The sequence below is a fragment of the Martinezella sp. CNPSo 3795 genome (assembly GCF_057784475.1).
In genome coordinates, this window is sequence record NZ_JBXSOQ010000006.1 from 273,595 (window position 1) to 289,525 (window position 15,931).

General features: G+C 60.6%; 16 protein-coding genes. 10 read left to right on the forward strand and 6 right to left on the reverse strand.

Annotated features, from left to right (window positions below):
* Window positions 1-14 precede the first annotated feature (14 nt).
* The gene (locus AC13QY_RS19310; RefSeq protein WP_488493801.1) at window positions 15-671 is read left to right on the forward strand and encodes an aspartate/glutamate racemase family protein; all 657 of its coding nucleotides are present in this window, start codon (window positions 15-17) and stop codon (window positions 669-671) included.
* 4 nt (window positions 672-675) lie between these two features.
* On the opposite strand, the gene AC13QY_RS19315 is transcribed toward AC13QY_RS19310, so the two are convergent.
* On the reverse strand, window positions 676-1,020 hold the full coding sequence (locus AC13QY_RS19315; protein WP_113390341.1) for a nuclear transport factor 2 family protein: 345 nt from the start codon (window positions 1,018-1,020) through the stop codon (window positions 676-678).
* Between the two features lie 179 nt (window positions 1,021-1,199).
* Between AC13QY_RS19315 and AC13QY_RS19320 the strand changes: the two genes are divergently transcribed.
* The 4 genes from AC13QY_RS19320 to AC13QY_RS19335 all read left to right on the forward strand — a co-directional run bounded on the left by AC13QY_RS19320 (window position 1,200) and on the right by AC13QY_RS19335 (window position 4,707).
* Entirely contained in the window at window positions 1,200-2,015 is an 816-nt protein-coding gene (locus AC13QY_RS19320; RefSeq protein WP_488493802.1) for a helix-turn-helix domain-containing protein, read from the forward strand.
* 106 nt (window positions 2,016-2,121) lie between these two features.
* Window positions 2,122-2,808 (forward strand): YbhB/YbcL family Raf kinase inhibitor-like protein, encoded by a 687-nt coding sequence (locus AC13QY_RS19325; protein ID WP_488493803.1) that lies wholly within the window; start codon window positions 2,122-2,124, stop codon window positions 2,806-2,808.
* Entirely contained in the window at window positions 2,805-4,034 is a 1,230-nt protein-coding gene (locus AC13QY_RS19330; RefSeq protein WP_152093549.1) for an MFS transporter, read from the forward strand. Before AC13QY_RS19325 ends, AC13QY_RS19330 begins: the two co-directional genes overlap by 4 nt.
* Before the next feature lie 133 nt (window positions 4,035-4,167).
* The gene (locus AC13QY_RS19335; RefSeq protein WP_113353992.1) at window positions 4,168-4,707 is read left to right on the forward strand and encodes a GNAT family N-acetyltransferase; all 540 of its coding nucleotides are present in this window, start codon (window positions 4,168-4,170) and stop codon (window positions 4,705-4,707) included.
* A 14-nt stretch (window positions 4,708-4,721) separates the two neighbouring features.
* Here the strand turns inward: AC13QY_RS19335 and AC13QY_RS19340 are convergent, their stop codons facing one another.
* Window positions 4,722-5,333: a TetR/AcrR family transcriptional regulator gene (locus tag AC13QY_RS19340; RefSeq protein ID WP_113353991.1), complete on the reverse strand. Its 612-nt coding sequence runs from the start codon at window positions 5,331-5,333 to the stop codon at window positions 4,722-4,724.
* Window positions 5,334-5,449: 116 nt separating this feature from the next.
* Between AC13QY_RS19340 and AC13QY_RS19345 the strand changes: the two genes are divergently transcribed.
* A complete protein-coding gene (locus AC13QY_RS19345) occupies window positions 5,450-6,133 on the forward strand; it encodes a glutathione S-transferase N-terminal domain-containing protein (RefSeq protein WP_113353990.1) in 684 nt (227 codons plus the stop codon).
* A 43-nt stretch (window positions 6,134-6,176) separates the two neighbouring features.
* Here the strand turns inward: AC13QY_RS19345 and AC13QY_RS19350 are convergent, their stop codons facing one another.
* Window positions 6,177-7,064, reverse strand: a complete 888-nt coding sequence (locus AC13QY_RS19350; RefSeq protein WP_113330753.1) for a branched-chain amino acid aminotransferase — start codon at window positions 7,062-7,064, stop codon at window positions 6,177-6,179.
* 309 nt (window positions 7,065-7,373) lie between these two features.
* Between AC13QY_RS19350 and AC13QY_RS19355 the strand changes: the two genes are divergently transcribed.
* From AC13QY_RS19355 to zwf, 3 genes are all read left to right on the forward strand, one after another.
* Window positions 7,374-8,414: a zinc-dependent alcohol dehydrogenase family protein gene (locus AC13QY_RS19355; protein ID WP_113353988.1), complete on the forward strand. Its 1,041-nt coding sequence runs from the start codon at window positions 7,374-7,376 to the stop codon at window positions 8,412-8,414.
* Window positions 8,415-8,470: 56 nt separating this feature from the next.
* The gene (tam, locus tag AC13QY_RS19360) at window positions 8,471-9,241 is read left to right on the forward strand and encodes a trans-aconitate 2-methyltransferase (protein ID WP_113354082.1); all 771 of its coding nucleotides are present in this window, start codon (window positions 8,471-8,473) and stop codon (window positions 9,239-9,241) included.
* 172 nt (window positions 9,242-9,413) lie between these two features.
* On the forward strand, window positions 9,414-10,934 hold the full coding sequence (zwf, locus tag AC13QY_RS19365) for a glucose-6-phosphate dehydrogenase (RefSeq protein WP_113353987.1): 1,521 nt from the start codon (window positions 9,414-9,416) through the stop codon (window positions 10,932-10,934).
* 31 nt (window positions 10,935-10,965) lie between these two features.
* On the opposite strand, the gene AC13QY_RS19370 is transcribed toward zwf, so the two are convergent.
* Together AC13QY_RS19370 and AC13QY_RS19375 are read right to left on the reverse strand one after the other, a co-directional pair.
* On the reverse strand, window positions 10,966-12,321 hold the full coding sequence (locus tag AC13QY_RS19370) for a metallophosphoesterase family protein (RefSeq protein ID WP_113353986.1): 1,356 nt from the start codon (window positions 12,319-12,321) through the stop codon (window positions 10,966-10,968).
* A gap of 161 nt (window positions 12,322-12,482) precedes the next feature.
* Complete coding sequence (locus tag AC13QY_RS19375; protein WP_113353985.1) at window positions 12,483-12,878, reverse strand: hypothetical protein; 396 nt, start codon at window positions 12,876-12,878, stop codon at window positions 12,483-12,485.
* Window positions 12,879-13,308: 430 nt separating this feature from the next.
* On the opposite strand from AC13QY_RS19375, the gene AC13QY_RS19380 reads away from it, so the two are divergent.
* A complete protein-coding gene (locus AC13QY_RS19380; RefSeq protein WP_113353984.1) occupies window positions 13,309-14,823 on the forward strand; it encodes a helicase HerA-like C-terminal domain-containing protein in 1,515 nt (504 codons plus the stop codon).
* Between the two features lie 160 nt (window positions 14,824-14,983).
* Here AC13QY_RS19380 and AC13QY_RS19385 read toward each other — a convergent pair whose 3' ends face one another.
* On the reverse strand, window positions 14,984-15,760 hold the full coding sequence (locus AC13QY_RS19385) for a VOC family protein (RefSeq protein ID WP_113331877.1): 777 nt from the start codon (window positions 15,758-15,760) through the stop codon (window positions 14,984-14,986).
* Window positions 15,761-15,931: the final 171 nt, after the last annotated feature.

Here is a 15,931-nt window from a genome sequence, read left to right on the forward strand (position 1 = left end):
TTCGGTGATGAGGAATGTCGGTGACGATCGCCTGTTTGCACACAGCCGAAAGCAACATCGCCGTCTATGAAACGGCAGCGAAGGCACTTGGATTGCCCGAGGGGATGCTGCGTCATCACGTCCGCGCGGATCTTCTACTTGCCGCCGAAAAAGTGGGGCGCCTGACGGATGAGATCTCTGCGGAAACGGCGGCCCTCCTCTGGCATCTGGCGGAGGATGCCGATGCCGTCGTGCTCAATTGCTCGACACTCGGTCCGGCAGCATTGAAGGTCGCTGCCGGTGCCGAGGCACCGATCATCCGGGCTGATGCGATGCTGGCCGAGCAAGCGGTCAAGGCAGGCGGCAAGGTTATCGTGTTGTGCACCGTCGAAACGACCATCGCCCCGACGACCGCACTTTTCGAAACAGCGGCTAAGGCGACGGATGCTGAAATCGAGGTTCGGCTGGTGCCGGGCGCATGGGCGCACTTCCGCGAGGGGGATCTCCGGGCCTATCTCACCTCGATTGCCGAGGCGGTGAAAGCGGTCAGCGGCGAAGGCGCTGTCACGATCGCTTTCGCTCAAGCCTCGATGACCGATGCTGTTCATCTTCTTCAGGCAAACTGCCCGCAACCTATGACCGGTCCGGCGGCCGCACTTGCCGCGGCAATGGCGAAGACCACGGATAGCTGAAGCGTTACAGGTTGCGCCCGAAATAGACGTTGACCTCAGCAATGCGGTCGCCGGCAAAGCGGATGAGCTCCACATTGCGAAAGCTGGCACCATCCATCTTCTCGGCGCGATAGCCGACGATCACGTCGTCACCATCCGCGACCAGATGTTCGATATGAATGTCGCGGAACACCTTCTCCTTCGGCCAGCAGTGCTCGAAATAGCGTTTTCGGTCGATGTGATCGTCGCGTGGGCTGGAAAAGGTGAAATCCTGGGTCAGCATCGGGTCGACGATATCGGGATGCTGAGCGACATAGGCTGCAAACAGCCGTTTGACCGTATCGCAACGGGCATTTTCGAGAGAGTTCATAATCTGCTTCCTCCTTTGCATCAGCGCAGCTTTTGATCCGCCAACCATTAACTGATTGCGTAACGCAATCAGTTTTATAATATCAGTCGGGCGAACCGACAAGGCGCTTTGCAGACTTGGCATTGCCGCCTGTGTGGTCCAAACTCTGCCGCACTCCCAATCAGCAGAAAGCCATCGCAGTGCCCGAGGCTCATCACTCCATGTTGGAAAAGCTGCGCCGCCTGGCGGCAAAGGACAATCGTCCGGCGGGCGAACCGACCGGCATCGGCAGCTATTCCACACTTTTCACCTTCGTCACGCGCGAACGCGAGCGCATTGCCGGCTCGGCCTTTTCACAGGTTTCAATCGTCGCCATCCTCGAAGGTTCCAAGGAAATCGTCAGCATGGGACGACAGCGGCATTTTGCGGCCGGTACGGTGCTCGCGCTGCCGGCAGGCTGGAGCGGCGATGTCGTCAACGACCCCGATCCGCAGACAGGCTTCTATCGGGCAATCTTCATCACCTTCCCCGAGGAATTGACACGCCGTGCAGCAAAAGCCTTTCCGCCTGCGCAGCCCGCATCGCAGATAGACTTGCCGCTCGATCCGCTGCTGGCTGCCGCGATCAACCATGCCGGCGAAGGCATCGCCGGCGGCAATATGCCGATCCCGCTGATCGAGCACAGGCTTCTCGAAATCCTTATGGTGCTCGGCATGCGCGGTGCCCTGCCCGGTTCGCCGGAGACCACAGCCGAGGCGGTGCGGGCGCTGGTGCGCTGGCAGCCGGATCGAGCCTGGACAGCCGATCTCATCGCCGCCGAGCTCGGCACCAGCAACGCCACGCTGCGCCGCCGCCTGTCGCGCGAGGGCGCCTCCCTGCGAGAGGTGCTGGCAAGCGAGCGCGTGGCGCTGGCCACGACCCTTCTCGCCGAGGACGGGCTATCGCTGCGGGAAGCCGCGCTTGCGACAGGCTATCGCTCGCCCCGACGCTTTGCCGATCGACTTCGCAGCGCGTGAGCGTTTGCGACAGCATTTTGAGCGTTTGCGTGCGCCGACGCTCGGCACGAATTTGTTAGACCCTGCCCTCGAAGCTCACAGGAGCGAACCGCGAAAGGGCAACATCATGAAAACCATGCTCAACCTTCTGAACGCCACCGTCATCGCAGCAGTTGTCGCCACCCCGGCCCTATCGGCCGATCTCAAGGTGACGTTTCCAAAGAGCAATGACCGGACGCTGCTGCCGGAAAACGCCTCCTGCATTTCGACATCTTCAGACAAGTCGGCACCCGGCCCCAACAAGAGCCTTGCCGTTTCCTGGTCGAAAGGGCCGAAGGGCACGCGATCCTATGCGTTGACGATGGTCGACCCTGACGTGCCCACCGATTTCTCGCTGTTCAACAAGGCGGACAAGACCATCCCGAAGGATTTCAAGCGGATGGAATTCGTTCACTGGGTGCTGGCCGATATTCCCGCGTCGCGCACCAGCCTTGCCGAAGGCGCGGACGGAAACGACCCTTCAGCCAATGGCCTGCCGCTCGAACGCACGGCCTATGGACGCCGCGGCCAGAATGGTGCCGGCGGCGGCAATTTGAAGGATGGGCCGCATGGCGGTTATATGGGCGCCTGCCCACCCTGGAATGACGCGCGCATTCACAGCTATCACGTCACCGTCTATGCGCTCGATGTCGACCGACTGAACCTGCCGGATCTCTTCACCCGCGCCGATCTGCTTGCCGCCGCGAAAGGCCATATCCTCGCATCGGGCAGCAAGGAACTGTTTTACACATTGAATGCAAAGGCCGAGAAATGACCGAGACGAGATGGGATGCAGCAGCACCGGCCGAGCCGGAAACCACCCATTGGATGCGGAACCTGATCATCTGCCTCGTCGGCTCGTTCACGACGATCGTGGCGATGACGCTGCTGCTCCCCTTCCTGCCGCTCTATGTCGAGGAACTCGGCGTGAGCGACAAAGCCGCGATCGTGCAATGGTCCGGTATCGCCTATGGCGCCACCTTCTTTGCCGCCGCCTTCGTCGCGCCGCTCTGGGGACGGCTGGGCGATATATACGGCCGCAAGCTGATGCTGATCCGCGCCAGCCTCGGCATGACAGTCGCCATCTCGCTGATGGGCATGGCCGGCAATGTCTGGCAGCTGGTGGCGCTGCGCCTCTTCACCGGTCTTGCCGGCGGCTATGCCTCGGGTTCGATGGTGCTGGTGGCAGCGCAAACGCCGAAGCATCGCTCGGCATGGGCGCTGGGCACGCTATCTGCCGGCATCATGGCCGGCAATCTCGTCGGACCGCTGATTGGAGGCGCGCTGCCGCCTGTTATCGGCATTCGCGGCACCTTCCTGCTGGCCGGCGGCGTGATCTTCCTGACCTTCCTGGCGACGACCTTCCTGATCAAGGAGGAGAAGTCCACGGCACGGAAGAAGGCTGCGAAGGCCAGCGGCAGCTGGGCCTCCATTCCGGACAAACGCCCCGTCGTCGCCATGCTGTCGCTCGGCCTCTTGCTGATGCTCGCCAATATGTCGATCGAGCCGATCATCACAGTCTATGTCGCGCAGTTCGTCACAGACGTCAAAGTGACGATGGTCTCCGGCGTCGTCATGGCGGCCGCTGCGTTCGGCAGCATCCTGTCGTCCTCCTGGCTCGGCAAGCTCGCCGACCGCATCGGCTACTGGAGCGTCATCATGGCGGCGCTTGCTGTTGCGGCGCTGCTGCTGATACCGCAGGCTTTCGTGAGCTCGGCCTGGCAGTTGATCGGCCTGCGTTTCCTGATGGGCGTGGCGCTCGGCGGCCTTCTGCCCTGCATCACCGCCGTTATCCGGCATAATGTTCCCGATGCGGCGACGGGCAGCATTCTCGGGCTCTCCATCTCCTCGCAATATGTCGGCCAGGTGGCAGGCCCAGTCCTGGGCGGCTTCGTCGGCGGCCATATCGGCATGCGCGCCGTGTTCCTCGGAACCTGCGTGCTGCTGGCGATCGGCGCTGCCTATTGCTGGTGGGTCAGCCCGAAGAAGGAAGCGGAATAACTCAGCCGCTACCTGCAAACACGGGCATTGAAGATCAGAATTGCCGCGTGATCGTCGCGATTCTGACCGAGCCAGATTGAGCTCAAATGTGCTTTTGCTATTCTCCCGTGATTGACAGTTGTGGAGATCCGCCATGGCGCTTCCAAGCTTCGAAACCGAGAGACTGATCCTTCTGCCTCGCGTCATGGCCGATCTTGACGATTGCATCGCCATGGATCGCGACCCAGAGGTAACGCGCTTCATTCCCGGCCCGTGGCACGATGCCGTGGCACATCGAACCTTCGTGAAAGGTCGGATCGAGGCGAGTTTCGGTGATGGTCTCGGATATTGGTCAATCCGCGCCAAAGAAAGGCCTAAGCAATTCCTCGGCTGGATATTGCTGATACCCGCCGACGCCGTCGGGCCTGATATCGAGATCGGATGGCGGCTGAACAGGCGTGCCTGGGGCAAGGGTTATGCGACGGAGGCGGCAAGGCCGGTTCTCGCCCATGCCTTCCAGACACTCGAACTCGATCGCGTGATTGCCGATATCGCCCCTGGAAATGCGGCGTCCGTCCGCGTTGCGCAAAAGCTCGGTCTGTCGCAGCCGCGCCAGACCACCTATCACGATGAGCCCTTTGCTTCGTACAGCGTGACGAGAGCCACCTTCGAGGCTGAGCTTACGAGGCAGTGACCCCATGCCTCGCGTCAAGGCCGACCGCAGATAAAATCGACCCCAGAACGCGCTATCGCCTCCAGCGTTTCGCGCTTATCGCCTGCACGCGCTCGAACGGCAAGCGAATGCATGACAGCGGATGCCAGCTTTGCGAGAGTTGCAGCATCCGCTTCAGCCGGAAGCTCGCCCCGCTCAACCGCAAGCTCCATGCGTTCCTTGATCGCATCGTCGAATTCATTCAAGCTGCGGCGCAATACCTCCCGTACTCGATCATGCTGAATAGCCTCTGCCGTGGCCGTGCTGATCAGGAAGCAGCCACGCGCCGCGGTCTCGCCATGCAGGTATATTTTCAGAGCCTCGGCATAGATGCGCGCGAGATTCTCCCGCAGCGTGAGGGCCGGGTTGAGCGCCTCAGACAATATATCGAGACTGTCCTCGCGATAACCTTCCAAGGTGTCAAGATAGAGGTCCTCCTTGTCCCCGAATGCTCCGTAGAGGCTCGGCCGATTGAGTTTCGTCGCAGCGCTCAAATTATCCAATGAGGCCGCCGAGAATCCTCTGTCCCAGAAAACCTCCCGTGCCTGCCCAATGACAGCTTTCGCGTCAAAAGCGCGTGGACGGCCCTGCTTCTTCTCGCTCTTCATATTTTATACTACTTCGCACAAAAATCTTGACCGGATGCATTTTATGCGAAATGGTACAAATATTCAATGGATGCCGACGCCATACCTCGCGCCTGCATCGAAAAGGAGAGAGACCCATGAAACTCTACATGCACGCCGCCGCTTGCTCTTTGTCGCCGCACATCGTTTGTCGGGAGTTGGGGCTGGATGTTGAACTGGTCGAAGTTGATCGAAAGACTCATCGGACGAGTTCGGGCGAGGACTACTTTGCCATCAACGGGAATGGCTACGTGCCGGCATTGATGCTCGATGATGGGAGAGTGCTGACCGAAGGTCCTGCCATTGTGCAATTCCTCGCGGAGTGTTCACCGGAGGGATCGCGCCTCCTGCCGGAGGCCGGAACCTATGCCAGAAGCCAGGTTCAATCCTATCTGAATTTCATCACTGCCGAACTTCACAAGCCAATGGCGATGCTCTTCAACGCCGCTTATGAAGGTGCTCATGCCGGCATTCATGAACTGGTATGCAAGCGACTTGATTGGCTAAACAGCCAGCTCGTCGGCCCCTATCTGACCGGTGACGATTTCACGGTCGCCGACGCCTATCTCTTCGTCTGCTTGAACTGGTCGCCGTGGATCAAGATCGACATCGCACGGAGGCCAGCGTTACAGGAATTCATGGCTCGCGTCAGCGCAAGACCGAGCGTCCGCCACGCGCTCCACGCCGAAGACCTTGAGGCTTTCGAGACTGATGGCGTTTTCTTCGCGCCGCGATCCTACCTTGCTTCGGCAGGTCGTGTAGGAACACCCGTGCGGCCATGAACGGCCGCACTCTTCTGCATGCCCTTCTCCTTGCCAGAAGGGTTTATTCCTCGCTGGCGCTACGGCCGTGTGCCCAATCCATATAGAGTTCCAGCGCCTTGCGGGCGACCGGCCCCTCCTGAAATTCGCGGTCGTCCAGGCGGTTGACGCTGACGACCTTGGAATAGTTGCCGGTCGTGAAGATCTCATCGGCCGTCATGAACTGTTCGACGGACAGAGTTTCCTCGCGCACATCGAAGCCCTCCTGGCGTAGCAGGCTGATGACGCGGGCGCGGGTGATGCCAGCAAGGAAGGTGCGGTTGGCAACCGGCGTATAGACGATACCATCCTTGACCATGAAGACGTTGGACGATGCCGTTTCGACGACATTGCCGTTCATGTCGCGCACCAGCGCATTGTTGAAGCCGCGACCCCTCGCCTCCAGGATCATGCGGCCGCTATTCGGATAGAGCGAGCCGGCCTTGGCGTCGGTCATCGCCGTTTCCGGCGACGGACGGCGGAAGGGCGAGACAGTCAGCGTGATGCCGCCGGTGCCGCCGAGCGGCGCCTCGAACAGGCAGAGGGCGAAGCGCGTCGATTCCGCATCGACGGCGACGACGCTGCCCGGCGAGCCGTGCTCACCCCAATACATGGGCTTGATGTAGATCGGCGTCTTGCCGTCGAATCTTTTGATGCCTTCCCAGGCGAGCGCTTCGATCTCCTGCGAGGTCTTGACCGGCTTCAGTCCCATGGCGACGGCCGAGCGATTGATGCGCTGGCAATGGAGATCGAGATCGGGCGCGATGCCATCGAACCAGCGGGCGCCATCGAACACGGTCGAGCCGAGCCACATGGCGTGCGAGGTCGGCCCGATCAGCGGCGGATTGCCGGAAAGCCATTCTCCTTCGACATAGGTCCAGGTGGCGGTGCGGGGTGACGTATCGACGGACATGGGGGGTTTTCCTCTCCTAAAACAGTTCAGCTCACGGGATCTCTGAACCGCTCTATCTTTTTGTTTTCTCGCAATTCCGGGCGCAAAACGGCTTCGTACTTTTGCTGGAATTGCTCCGGGTGGCGGAGAGCAAATAACCGTGCAACCGAAGGGTCAAGCGGAAACTGCGCGGCAAAATCCATTTGCAACAAAGCGCTTGATATCGCATTCATAACGCAATTTTCATGCGTCGAAACAACAACTTGACGAATGGGTCCATCAGCAAAAGTGATGAACCATAGGGATCGTCAGGAGAGAGGGAGAACTCCCATGAAAGCGATGTATTACGAGGCCTTCGAGGCAACACCCGAAATCCGCACCCTGCCCGACCCGACACCCGGTGAAGATGGCGTGGTCATCGCCGTCGGCGCGACCGGCCTCTGCCGCAGCGACTGGCATGGCTGGATGGGTCATGATCCAGATATCAAGCTGCCGCACGTGCCGGGCCACGAGCTCGCCGGCAAGGTCGTGGCAACCGGGCGCGGCGTCGTCCGTTTCAAGGTCGGCGATCGCGTCACCGTTCCTTTTGTCTCCGGCTGTGGCCACTGCGCCGAGTGTCACTCCGGAAACCAGCAGGTCTGCCCCAGCCAATTCCAGCCAGGCTTCACCCATTGGGGTTCCTTTGCCGAATATGTCGCAATCGACTATGCCGACACCAATCTCGTGCACCTGCCAGAATCTGTCGATGACGCGACGGCGGCAAGCCTCGGCTGCCGTTTCGCCACCTCCTTCCGCGCCGTTGCCGATCAGGCCAAGACGCGCCCCGGCGAATGGATCGCTGTCCATGGCTGTGGCGGCGTCGGGCTGTCGGCGATCATGATCGCCAGCGCGCTCGGCGCCAATGCCATCGCCGTCGACATTTCCGACGAAAAGCTCGCCTTTGCCCGCGAATGCGGCGCGGTCGCGACGATCAATGCGGCTGAGGTCGCTGATGTGGCGGAGGCGGTGCGCGAGATCACCAAGGGCGGCGCCCATGTCTCGATCGACGCGCTCGGCCACCCTGCCACCTGCTTCAACTCCATCAAGAACCTGAGACGGCGCGGCCGGCATGTGCAGGTCGGCCTCATGCTCGGTGACTATGCGACTCCGCAGATCCCGATGGCGCAAGTCATCGGCCATGAACTCGAGATCTACGGCAGCCACGGCATGCAGGCCTGGCGCTATGATGCCATGCTCGACATGCTCGCCGCCGGCAAGATCGCGCCGCAGAAGCTCATTGGCCGCAGGATCAGCCTGGAAGACGCCGTTCCGGCGCTGATGACGCTTGATAAGGCCGAGGGCAAGGGCATCAGCGTCATTACACGGTTCTGATACATCCCGGTGCTATGCGCATCGGGAAAACGGCAATCCAGGAAGAGGGTATGCCCATGGCATGGTCTGCTGGCCAATATGTGAAATTCGAGGATGAACGCACGCGTCCGGCGCGCGACCTCTTGGCGCAGGTGCCGCTGCAGCATGTCGAGCGAGCGATCGATCTCGGTTGCGGCCCTGGCAATTCGACCGAGCTGATCGCCGAACGATATGGCATTGCCAGTGTCTCCGGCCTCGATAGCGACGACAATATGCTGGAGGCCGCTCGCAAGCGCATGCCCGGCACGCACTTTGAAAAGGCCGATCTCGCCACATGGCGGCCGGAAGAACCCGTCGACCTGCTTTTTGCCAATGCCGTGTTTCAGTGGTTGCCCAATCATCTCGACATCCTCGACCACCTGATGGACGGGCTGAAGCCTGGCGGCGTTCTTGCCGTGCAAATGCCCGACAATCTCACCGAACAGAGCCATCTGATGATGGAGGAAACGGCCAAGAATGGTCCTTGGAGCGAGGCCTTTGCGAAGAAGAGCGTACGCCGCAATCCCCTGCCCGCGCCCTCGGTCTATTACAACAGGCTAATCGGCAAATCGGCCCGGGTCGATATCTGGCACACCAACTACAATCACGTGCTGGAAAACGCGGCAGCCATTGTCGAATGGGTGAAGGGCACGGGCTTGCGCCCCTATCTCGACCATGCCGGCGACGAGCATCGCGATGCCTTTGCCGTCGAATATCTGAAGCATATCGAGCAGGCCTATCCGCCGCTTGTCGACGGCAAGGTGCTGTTGCGCTTTCCGCGGCTCTTCCTGGTCGCGGTGAAGAAATAGGATATTTATCAGCCGCGAAATGCCGACTGACGGCGGTGCGTCGATCCCATCGACAACCGGCATCGGCCCGCGCTAGAACACCCACAGCCAAAGCTGAAACAGCAATAGCTCCGAGGAGATAGTCGATGTCGTCCAGAAGCCCCGAATATGGCCGCCAGAAGGAGATGCGCGCATGACCACCCCCGACGTCGCACCGGCTCCGCCGCTGACATTCGTGATCTTCGGTGCTGCCGGCGACCTTACGCGGCGCCTGCTGATCCCGACGCTGATCAACATGACCCGCAGCGGGCTCGTCGGCGAAGACCTGCATATTCTCGGCATCGGCATCGAGACCGGCGGCGTCGACATGCTGCTGGATCGTCTGGAATCATTTCTGAAGACCTCCGGCGATATGGACGATCCGGAGCGGCAGGCCGCGTGGCAGAGCCTGCGCAAGCGCATCAGCTACATCTCTGGCGATTTCACCCAGAACGGCGTCTACAAGGAGATTTCGGATTATCTCTCGCATGCGCCGACCGCCAATGCAGCCTTCTATTTCGCCGTGCCGCCGCGCTTCTTCGGCGATATCGCCGAGAAACTCTCCGAAAACGGGCTGATGAACGAGGCGACCGGCGCCTTTCGCCGCATCGCGATCGAAAAGCCCTTCGGCCACGATCTTGCTTCGGCACAGGCTTTGAATGCGCGGCTGCTGAACCATGTGTCCGAAAGCCAGATCTATCGCATCGACCATTTCCTCGGCAAGGAAACGGTGCAGAACATCATGACGACGCGCTTCGCCAACATGATGATCGAGGCGCTTTGGAACAACAACTATATCGACCACGTGCAGATCACGGCGGCAGAGCTTGTGGATGTCGGCACGCGCGGTAAATTCTACGATTCGACCGGCGCGCTTCGCGACATGGTGCCGAACCATCTTTTCCAGCTGCTGGCGATGGTGGCGATGGAACCCCCGAACAGCTTCGATGCCGAATCCATCCGTAATGAAAAGGGCAAGGTACTGAAGGCTCTGCGTGTCTACTCGCGGGAGGAGGCAATCAAGAACGGCGTGCGCGGCGCCTATACGGCCGGCCCTATTGCCGGCAGGGATCTGCCAGCCTTTACCCAGACGCCCGATGTCGCGCCCGACAGCAACACCGAAACCTTTGTGGCGCTAAAGCTCTTCGTTGATACATGGCGCTGGGCGGGCGTGCCCTTCTACCTGCGCACGGGCAAGGCGATGAAGGCGCGCGATACCGAAGTGGTCATCACCTTCCGGCCGGTGCCTTTCGCCCAGTTCCCGCGCCACGAATCCCGCCCCGAGCTGCCGCCGAACAGGCTCATCATCCAGGTGCAGCCCGACGAAGGCCTCGACATGGAAATCTCGATCAAATCGCCGGGGCTGGTGCTGAAAACCGCGCCGGTTTCACTCGATTTCCGCTATGCCGACAGTTTCGACATCGGCAAGCAAACCGGCTACGAAAGCCTGTTCTACGAACTCTTCGTCGGCGACCAGACGCTCTTCCAGCGCGCCGACGGCATCGAAGCCGGCTGGGCGGCCGTTAAACCCTTCCTCGACCTCTGGGCAGAGGGCGGCAAACCCGATCCTTACGCCCCCGGCAGCACAGGCCCGGCCTGCGCCGACGAACTCATCGAACGCGACGGCCGTAAATGGCATGAGATCGATGGGACGCCGAAGGGCAGGAAGGTTTAGTATTGCCGGCTGGTCTGTGCGGCGAAGGCGCTCATGCCGACGCCGCAATCTGGACGGCCAGATCCTCGCCCGTGAAGGGACGGTCCGCGGCGCCACCCTGGCCATGGCCCATAGCCCATCGTTCAGGCCATATGGTGCGCTCGAGACCGGTTGCCGACGCGCCCTTGAGCGAGCTCCACCCGTGGTCGGTCGGCATGCGAAAGAGCATGCCGCCAGGCCCCATGCCTGCGTGCAGGGCAATGTCTATATCGAATGGTCGGCCCGGAGCGAGATCAGGCCCGAACCAGTAATGCGGACTGCGGCCGGGATCGCGGCCAAGAATCAAAGTCAATGTCTGCCGGGAACCACGCAAGCCCAGCCACACGGGGGCGATCTCCTGGTTTTCGAAGGCGGAAAATAGCGTTTGCGCCGGGGCATGCACCTCGTCCGCCAAGCGTCCGGAGATCCGGAGGTGAACGATATAATTGTCGCCCTGGAGACCGCCAAAGTCGGCTTCGTTCAATCCGAGCGATAGATGTCGCAACGTCTTGGCCGATTTAAAAGGCCATTGCAGCCGCTCGCGAACAATGCCGCAGGTGTCGAGCACCTGATAGCGGAATCCGTCCGCGTCCAATGCGGCCTGAACGCAGTGGAGATACTCCACGCCTTCCGGCATACGGTGCGCCGTCCCTGCTCCCGCCGTGCAAAGCTGCAAGACGCCGCGATGAACTTGAACGTCGAAAACCAGCATATGGCTGCAGACATAAGCCAGGACATCGGCGTCCACGAGAATATCCCAGAACGGCTTCGCATATTCGTGACCGATCTCCCGCTGGTATGTACCGGAATAGCCGTTGACGGGGAAAACAGGGTGATGACCCAGCACGATCTTATGCCTGGCATCGGAATGCGCCTTCAGCGTCGCTTCCAGCCATTCCGTCTCGACGTGCCCTTCACCGCCCAACCCCGTCCACAACGTATGTACGAACACCAGCAGCAGATCATCGCGACGAACCCAGTAGGATAATCCCTCCTGCCCCGCTGGCCCGTTTTCGGGCAGCTGAAGGACTTCGCGGAAAATCCGCTCGCTCATCTCGTCATAGGTCGTGTGGTTGCCTGTCGTATGCCAAAGCGGCGTTTTGCTGCGATCGAGCCATGCCATCTCACGATCAAGCCAATGCCGCCATTGCGCCCGCAATGCATCCGGATCGGCGGTTAGCCCGATGATCTCGTCACCCGGAAACAGAATGAATTCCGGGGGCGGATCGAGCCTGCGCAGGATCTGATTGACGCTGGCGAAAGTGCTTTCATGAAGGGCGCCAGGGATACCAGAACAGGCATCACCATAGAGGACGAACTGGTGACCGGACCTGCTTGGCATAAGGGCCGGGATAGGGCTGTCTGGCACGAATCTGCCTCCTCAAAAACGACGGCCCTCGCCCAAGGGCGAAGGCCGAGATCGAAGTAATCAATACTTAAACTGCGGAACGTACCCATGAAGTCAACGGATGAAACCGATGGCTATCGGCCAGTCGGCTCTCTCGTCATCAGGAGAACGCTTCTTCAGCCTCAAATGAACTGGTGCAGGCCCGGGACGGAATTGACGACCTGGTCGACCACCTCGTCGCCGGCATGCTGGCGAGCGGTTGCAATCGTTTCCTTGGCGAGCGAGCCGATTTCACCCATGCTGAGACCGCTGCTCATCAGCTGCTGGCCGAGCGCCATCAGGCCGCCGCCACCGCCGACTGCGCTAAGCAAGCCGCCGAGCAGGCCGCCGCCGCCCGTTTCCTCGCCATTATATTGTGCAACGAGATCGGTGGCGCCGGGAATAGATTCGATCATTTTGGTGACGGGACCATCCGGAGCTTCGCGCTGCAGGAAACCGAGAATCATGCCGACGGCCTTTTCCGCGAGGTCGGGAGCGATGCCGGCTTTGGTCGCGATCTGATCAATAACTTCGTTCACTGTGGCCTCCTGCCTTTATAACGTTAACGTCAACGTAACTGAATGCGGCAACCGGCACAAGACGCCCCGGCGGCTATCATTCTACCAGAAGCGGAACCTCGACGCGAATGGTTGTCCCTCTTCACGCGAGTTCTTATAACAGTGTCAGGACAAATCGATGAATGGCCCTTGCAGCTTTCAGAAGCTGCTGTGCCGCCGCCCTAGAACCGGATGATTTCGGATCCAATCGATCCGAAATCATCCGGTTCTAGAATCATATAGGTAGAGCATGATGTCGTCTGAAAACCGGTGACATTTTTCGGCAGCATGCTCTGGAGCATTTCCGCTTTTCTTCGAATCGCGAAAACGTTCTATCTTTTTGTTTTTACGCAGTTCCGGACGCAAAACCGCTTCGCACTTTTGCTGGAAGTGCTTTAAGGGAGACGACACCATGCCGCAGCAGGATGGACAGATTTTCGTCGGCGCGAGCCGCAATCCGGATGACAGCATCAACAAGGACGAATTCCTGACGCTGAAATTCGGCAACCGTCATGGCCTCGTCACAGGTGCCACCGGCACCGGCAAGACGGTGACGCTGCAGGTTCTGGCGGAAGGATTTTCCAAGGCCGGCGTGCCCGTCTTCTGTGCCGACATCAAGGGCGATCTTTCGGGCATCGCCGCCAAGGGCGAGCCGAAGGACTTCCTGCTGAAGCGCGCCGAGGAAATCGGCCTGTCGCCCTATGAGTTCGACCAGTTCCCGGTGATCTTCTGGGACCTCTATGGCGAAAAGGGCCACAGCGTGCGCACTACCATCGCCGAGATGGGGCCGCTGCTGCTGGCGCGCTTGATGGATGCGTCCGAGGCGCAGGAAGGCGTGCTCAACATTGCCTTCAAGATCGCCGATGAGAATGGCCTGGCGCTGCTCGATCTCAAGGACCTGCAGGCGCTGCTGAATTATATGGGCGACAATGCCAGCGAGCTTTCCAGCAAATACGGCCTGATCTCGAAATCCTCCGTCGGTTCGATCCAGCGCGCAATGCTCGTGCTGGAGCAGCAGGGCGCGGAAAACTTCTTCGGCGAGCCGGCGCTGAAAATCTCCGACATCATGCGGGTCAGCAATGACGGCTACGGGCAGGTCTCGGTGCTTGCGGCCGACAAGCTGATGATGAACCCGCGGCTCTATGCCACCTTCTTGCTGTGGCTGCTCTCCGAGCTATTCGAGGAACTGCCCGAAGTCGGCGATCCGGACAAGCCGAAGCTGGTCTTCTTCTTCGATGAGGCGCACCTGCTTTTCAACGACGCGCCGAAGGTGCTGATCGAACGCGTGGAGCAAGTGGTGCGACTGATCCGCTCAAAGGGCGTGGGCGTCTATTTCGTGACGCAGAACCCGCTCGACGTGCCGGAAACGGTGCTGGCACAGCTTGGCAATCGCGTGCAGCATGCGCTTCGCGCCTATACACCACGCGAACAGAAGGCCGTGCAGACGGCGGCCTCGACCTTCCGGCCCAATCCGGCCTTCGATTGCGCCACCGTCATCACGACGCTCGGCACTGGCGAGGCGCTGGTATCAATGCTCGAGGGCAAGGGTGCGCCCTCCATCGTCGAACGCACGCTGATCCGCCCGCCATCGGGCCGTATCGGCCCCGTCACGGATGGCGAGCGTCAAGCCATCATCAACGGCAGTCCGGTTGCAGGCGTCTATGACCAGACGATCGACCGCGAATCCGCTTACGAGATCCTGACGGAGCGTGCGCGCAAGGCGGCTGCGCCGCAGAGCGAGAGTGCCGGCGATGGCTGGACCTTGCCCGGCTTTGGCGGCGACAGCAGCAAGCCGGCAAGCCGCGGCCGTTCGGGCTATCAGCGCGAGACGATTCTGGAGGCGACGATGAAAAGCATGGCGCGCACGGTGGCAACGCAGGTCGGACGAGCGCTGGTGCGCGGCATTCTTGGCAGCCTGAAGCGATAGAAGATTACCCTCCCCTTGAGGGGGAGGGTCGGAGCGAAGCTCTGGGGTGGGGTGATCCGCGGAGACCTTTCCGGTTCCGACTATCACCCCCACCCGCCGCTTTGCGGCGACCTCCCCCATCAAAGGGAGGTGTTACTTCCCTCAAGGGAGAAGGTGAAGATCAGCGCACCGGTGCGACCAGCGAGAAGAATGCGCCTTGCGGATCGGTTGCCTGGACGATCCAGCTGCCGCCGGGCACTTCCATCGGGCCGTTGGCGATCCTGCCGCCGCCCTCCGTGATGCGGGCGATCGCGGCGTCGATCGCCGGAACGTTGATGTAGAAATTCCAGGCCGCCATCGGCATTTCCGCCGGCTTGGTCATGATGCCGCCGAAGTCGCGATCGCCGATCTTGAAGATCTTGTATTTACCCATCGGCCCCATGTCGAAATCGGAGCTCAGTTCCCAGCCGAACATCTCGCTATAGAAATCGAAGGCCTTCGGGCCGTCGTTGGAATAGAGTTCGTGCCAGCCGAAATAGCCCGGTGTCGCAGGCGCAGGCGGCTCCCAATCCTGGCCCGGCAGCGGGGTGAACAGGCAGAATGCAGCGCCATAGGGATCGGAGACGACGGAGAACCGGCCGACGCCTGGAATATCCGTGGGCTCGCGATAGGTCTTGCCGCCCTTAGCGACAACGGTCTTGGTGGCTTCATCGACATTGGGAACGCCGATATAGCCGGTCCAGCAGGGCGGCGTGCCCATGGCCTTCGCCTCGTCAGGCAGGATCATCAAACCGGCAACAGGGCCTGCACCGGCGCTGAACAGCGTATAGTCCATGCCGACATCAGGCATGCCGGCATCCGCCGCATCCCAGCCGACGACCTTGGTATAGAAGGCTTCCGCCGCTTTCATGTCTGTCGTCATCAGCTCGTACCAGACAAAATATCCCTTCTCAGCCATAACATCGCTCCCTATTGTGATTGTTGCGGTCATCCGTCTCATCCTGAGCCTGATGTCGGCGCAAGCTCATCATGGCCGATGAAAGTGACGGCCGAACGATGGTCAATCGGTTGATCCGTCGTTCCCCGGCGAGCAGGCTCCAGGTCTTAACTAGGCGCAAGGCGTAATAAT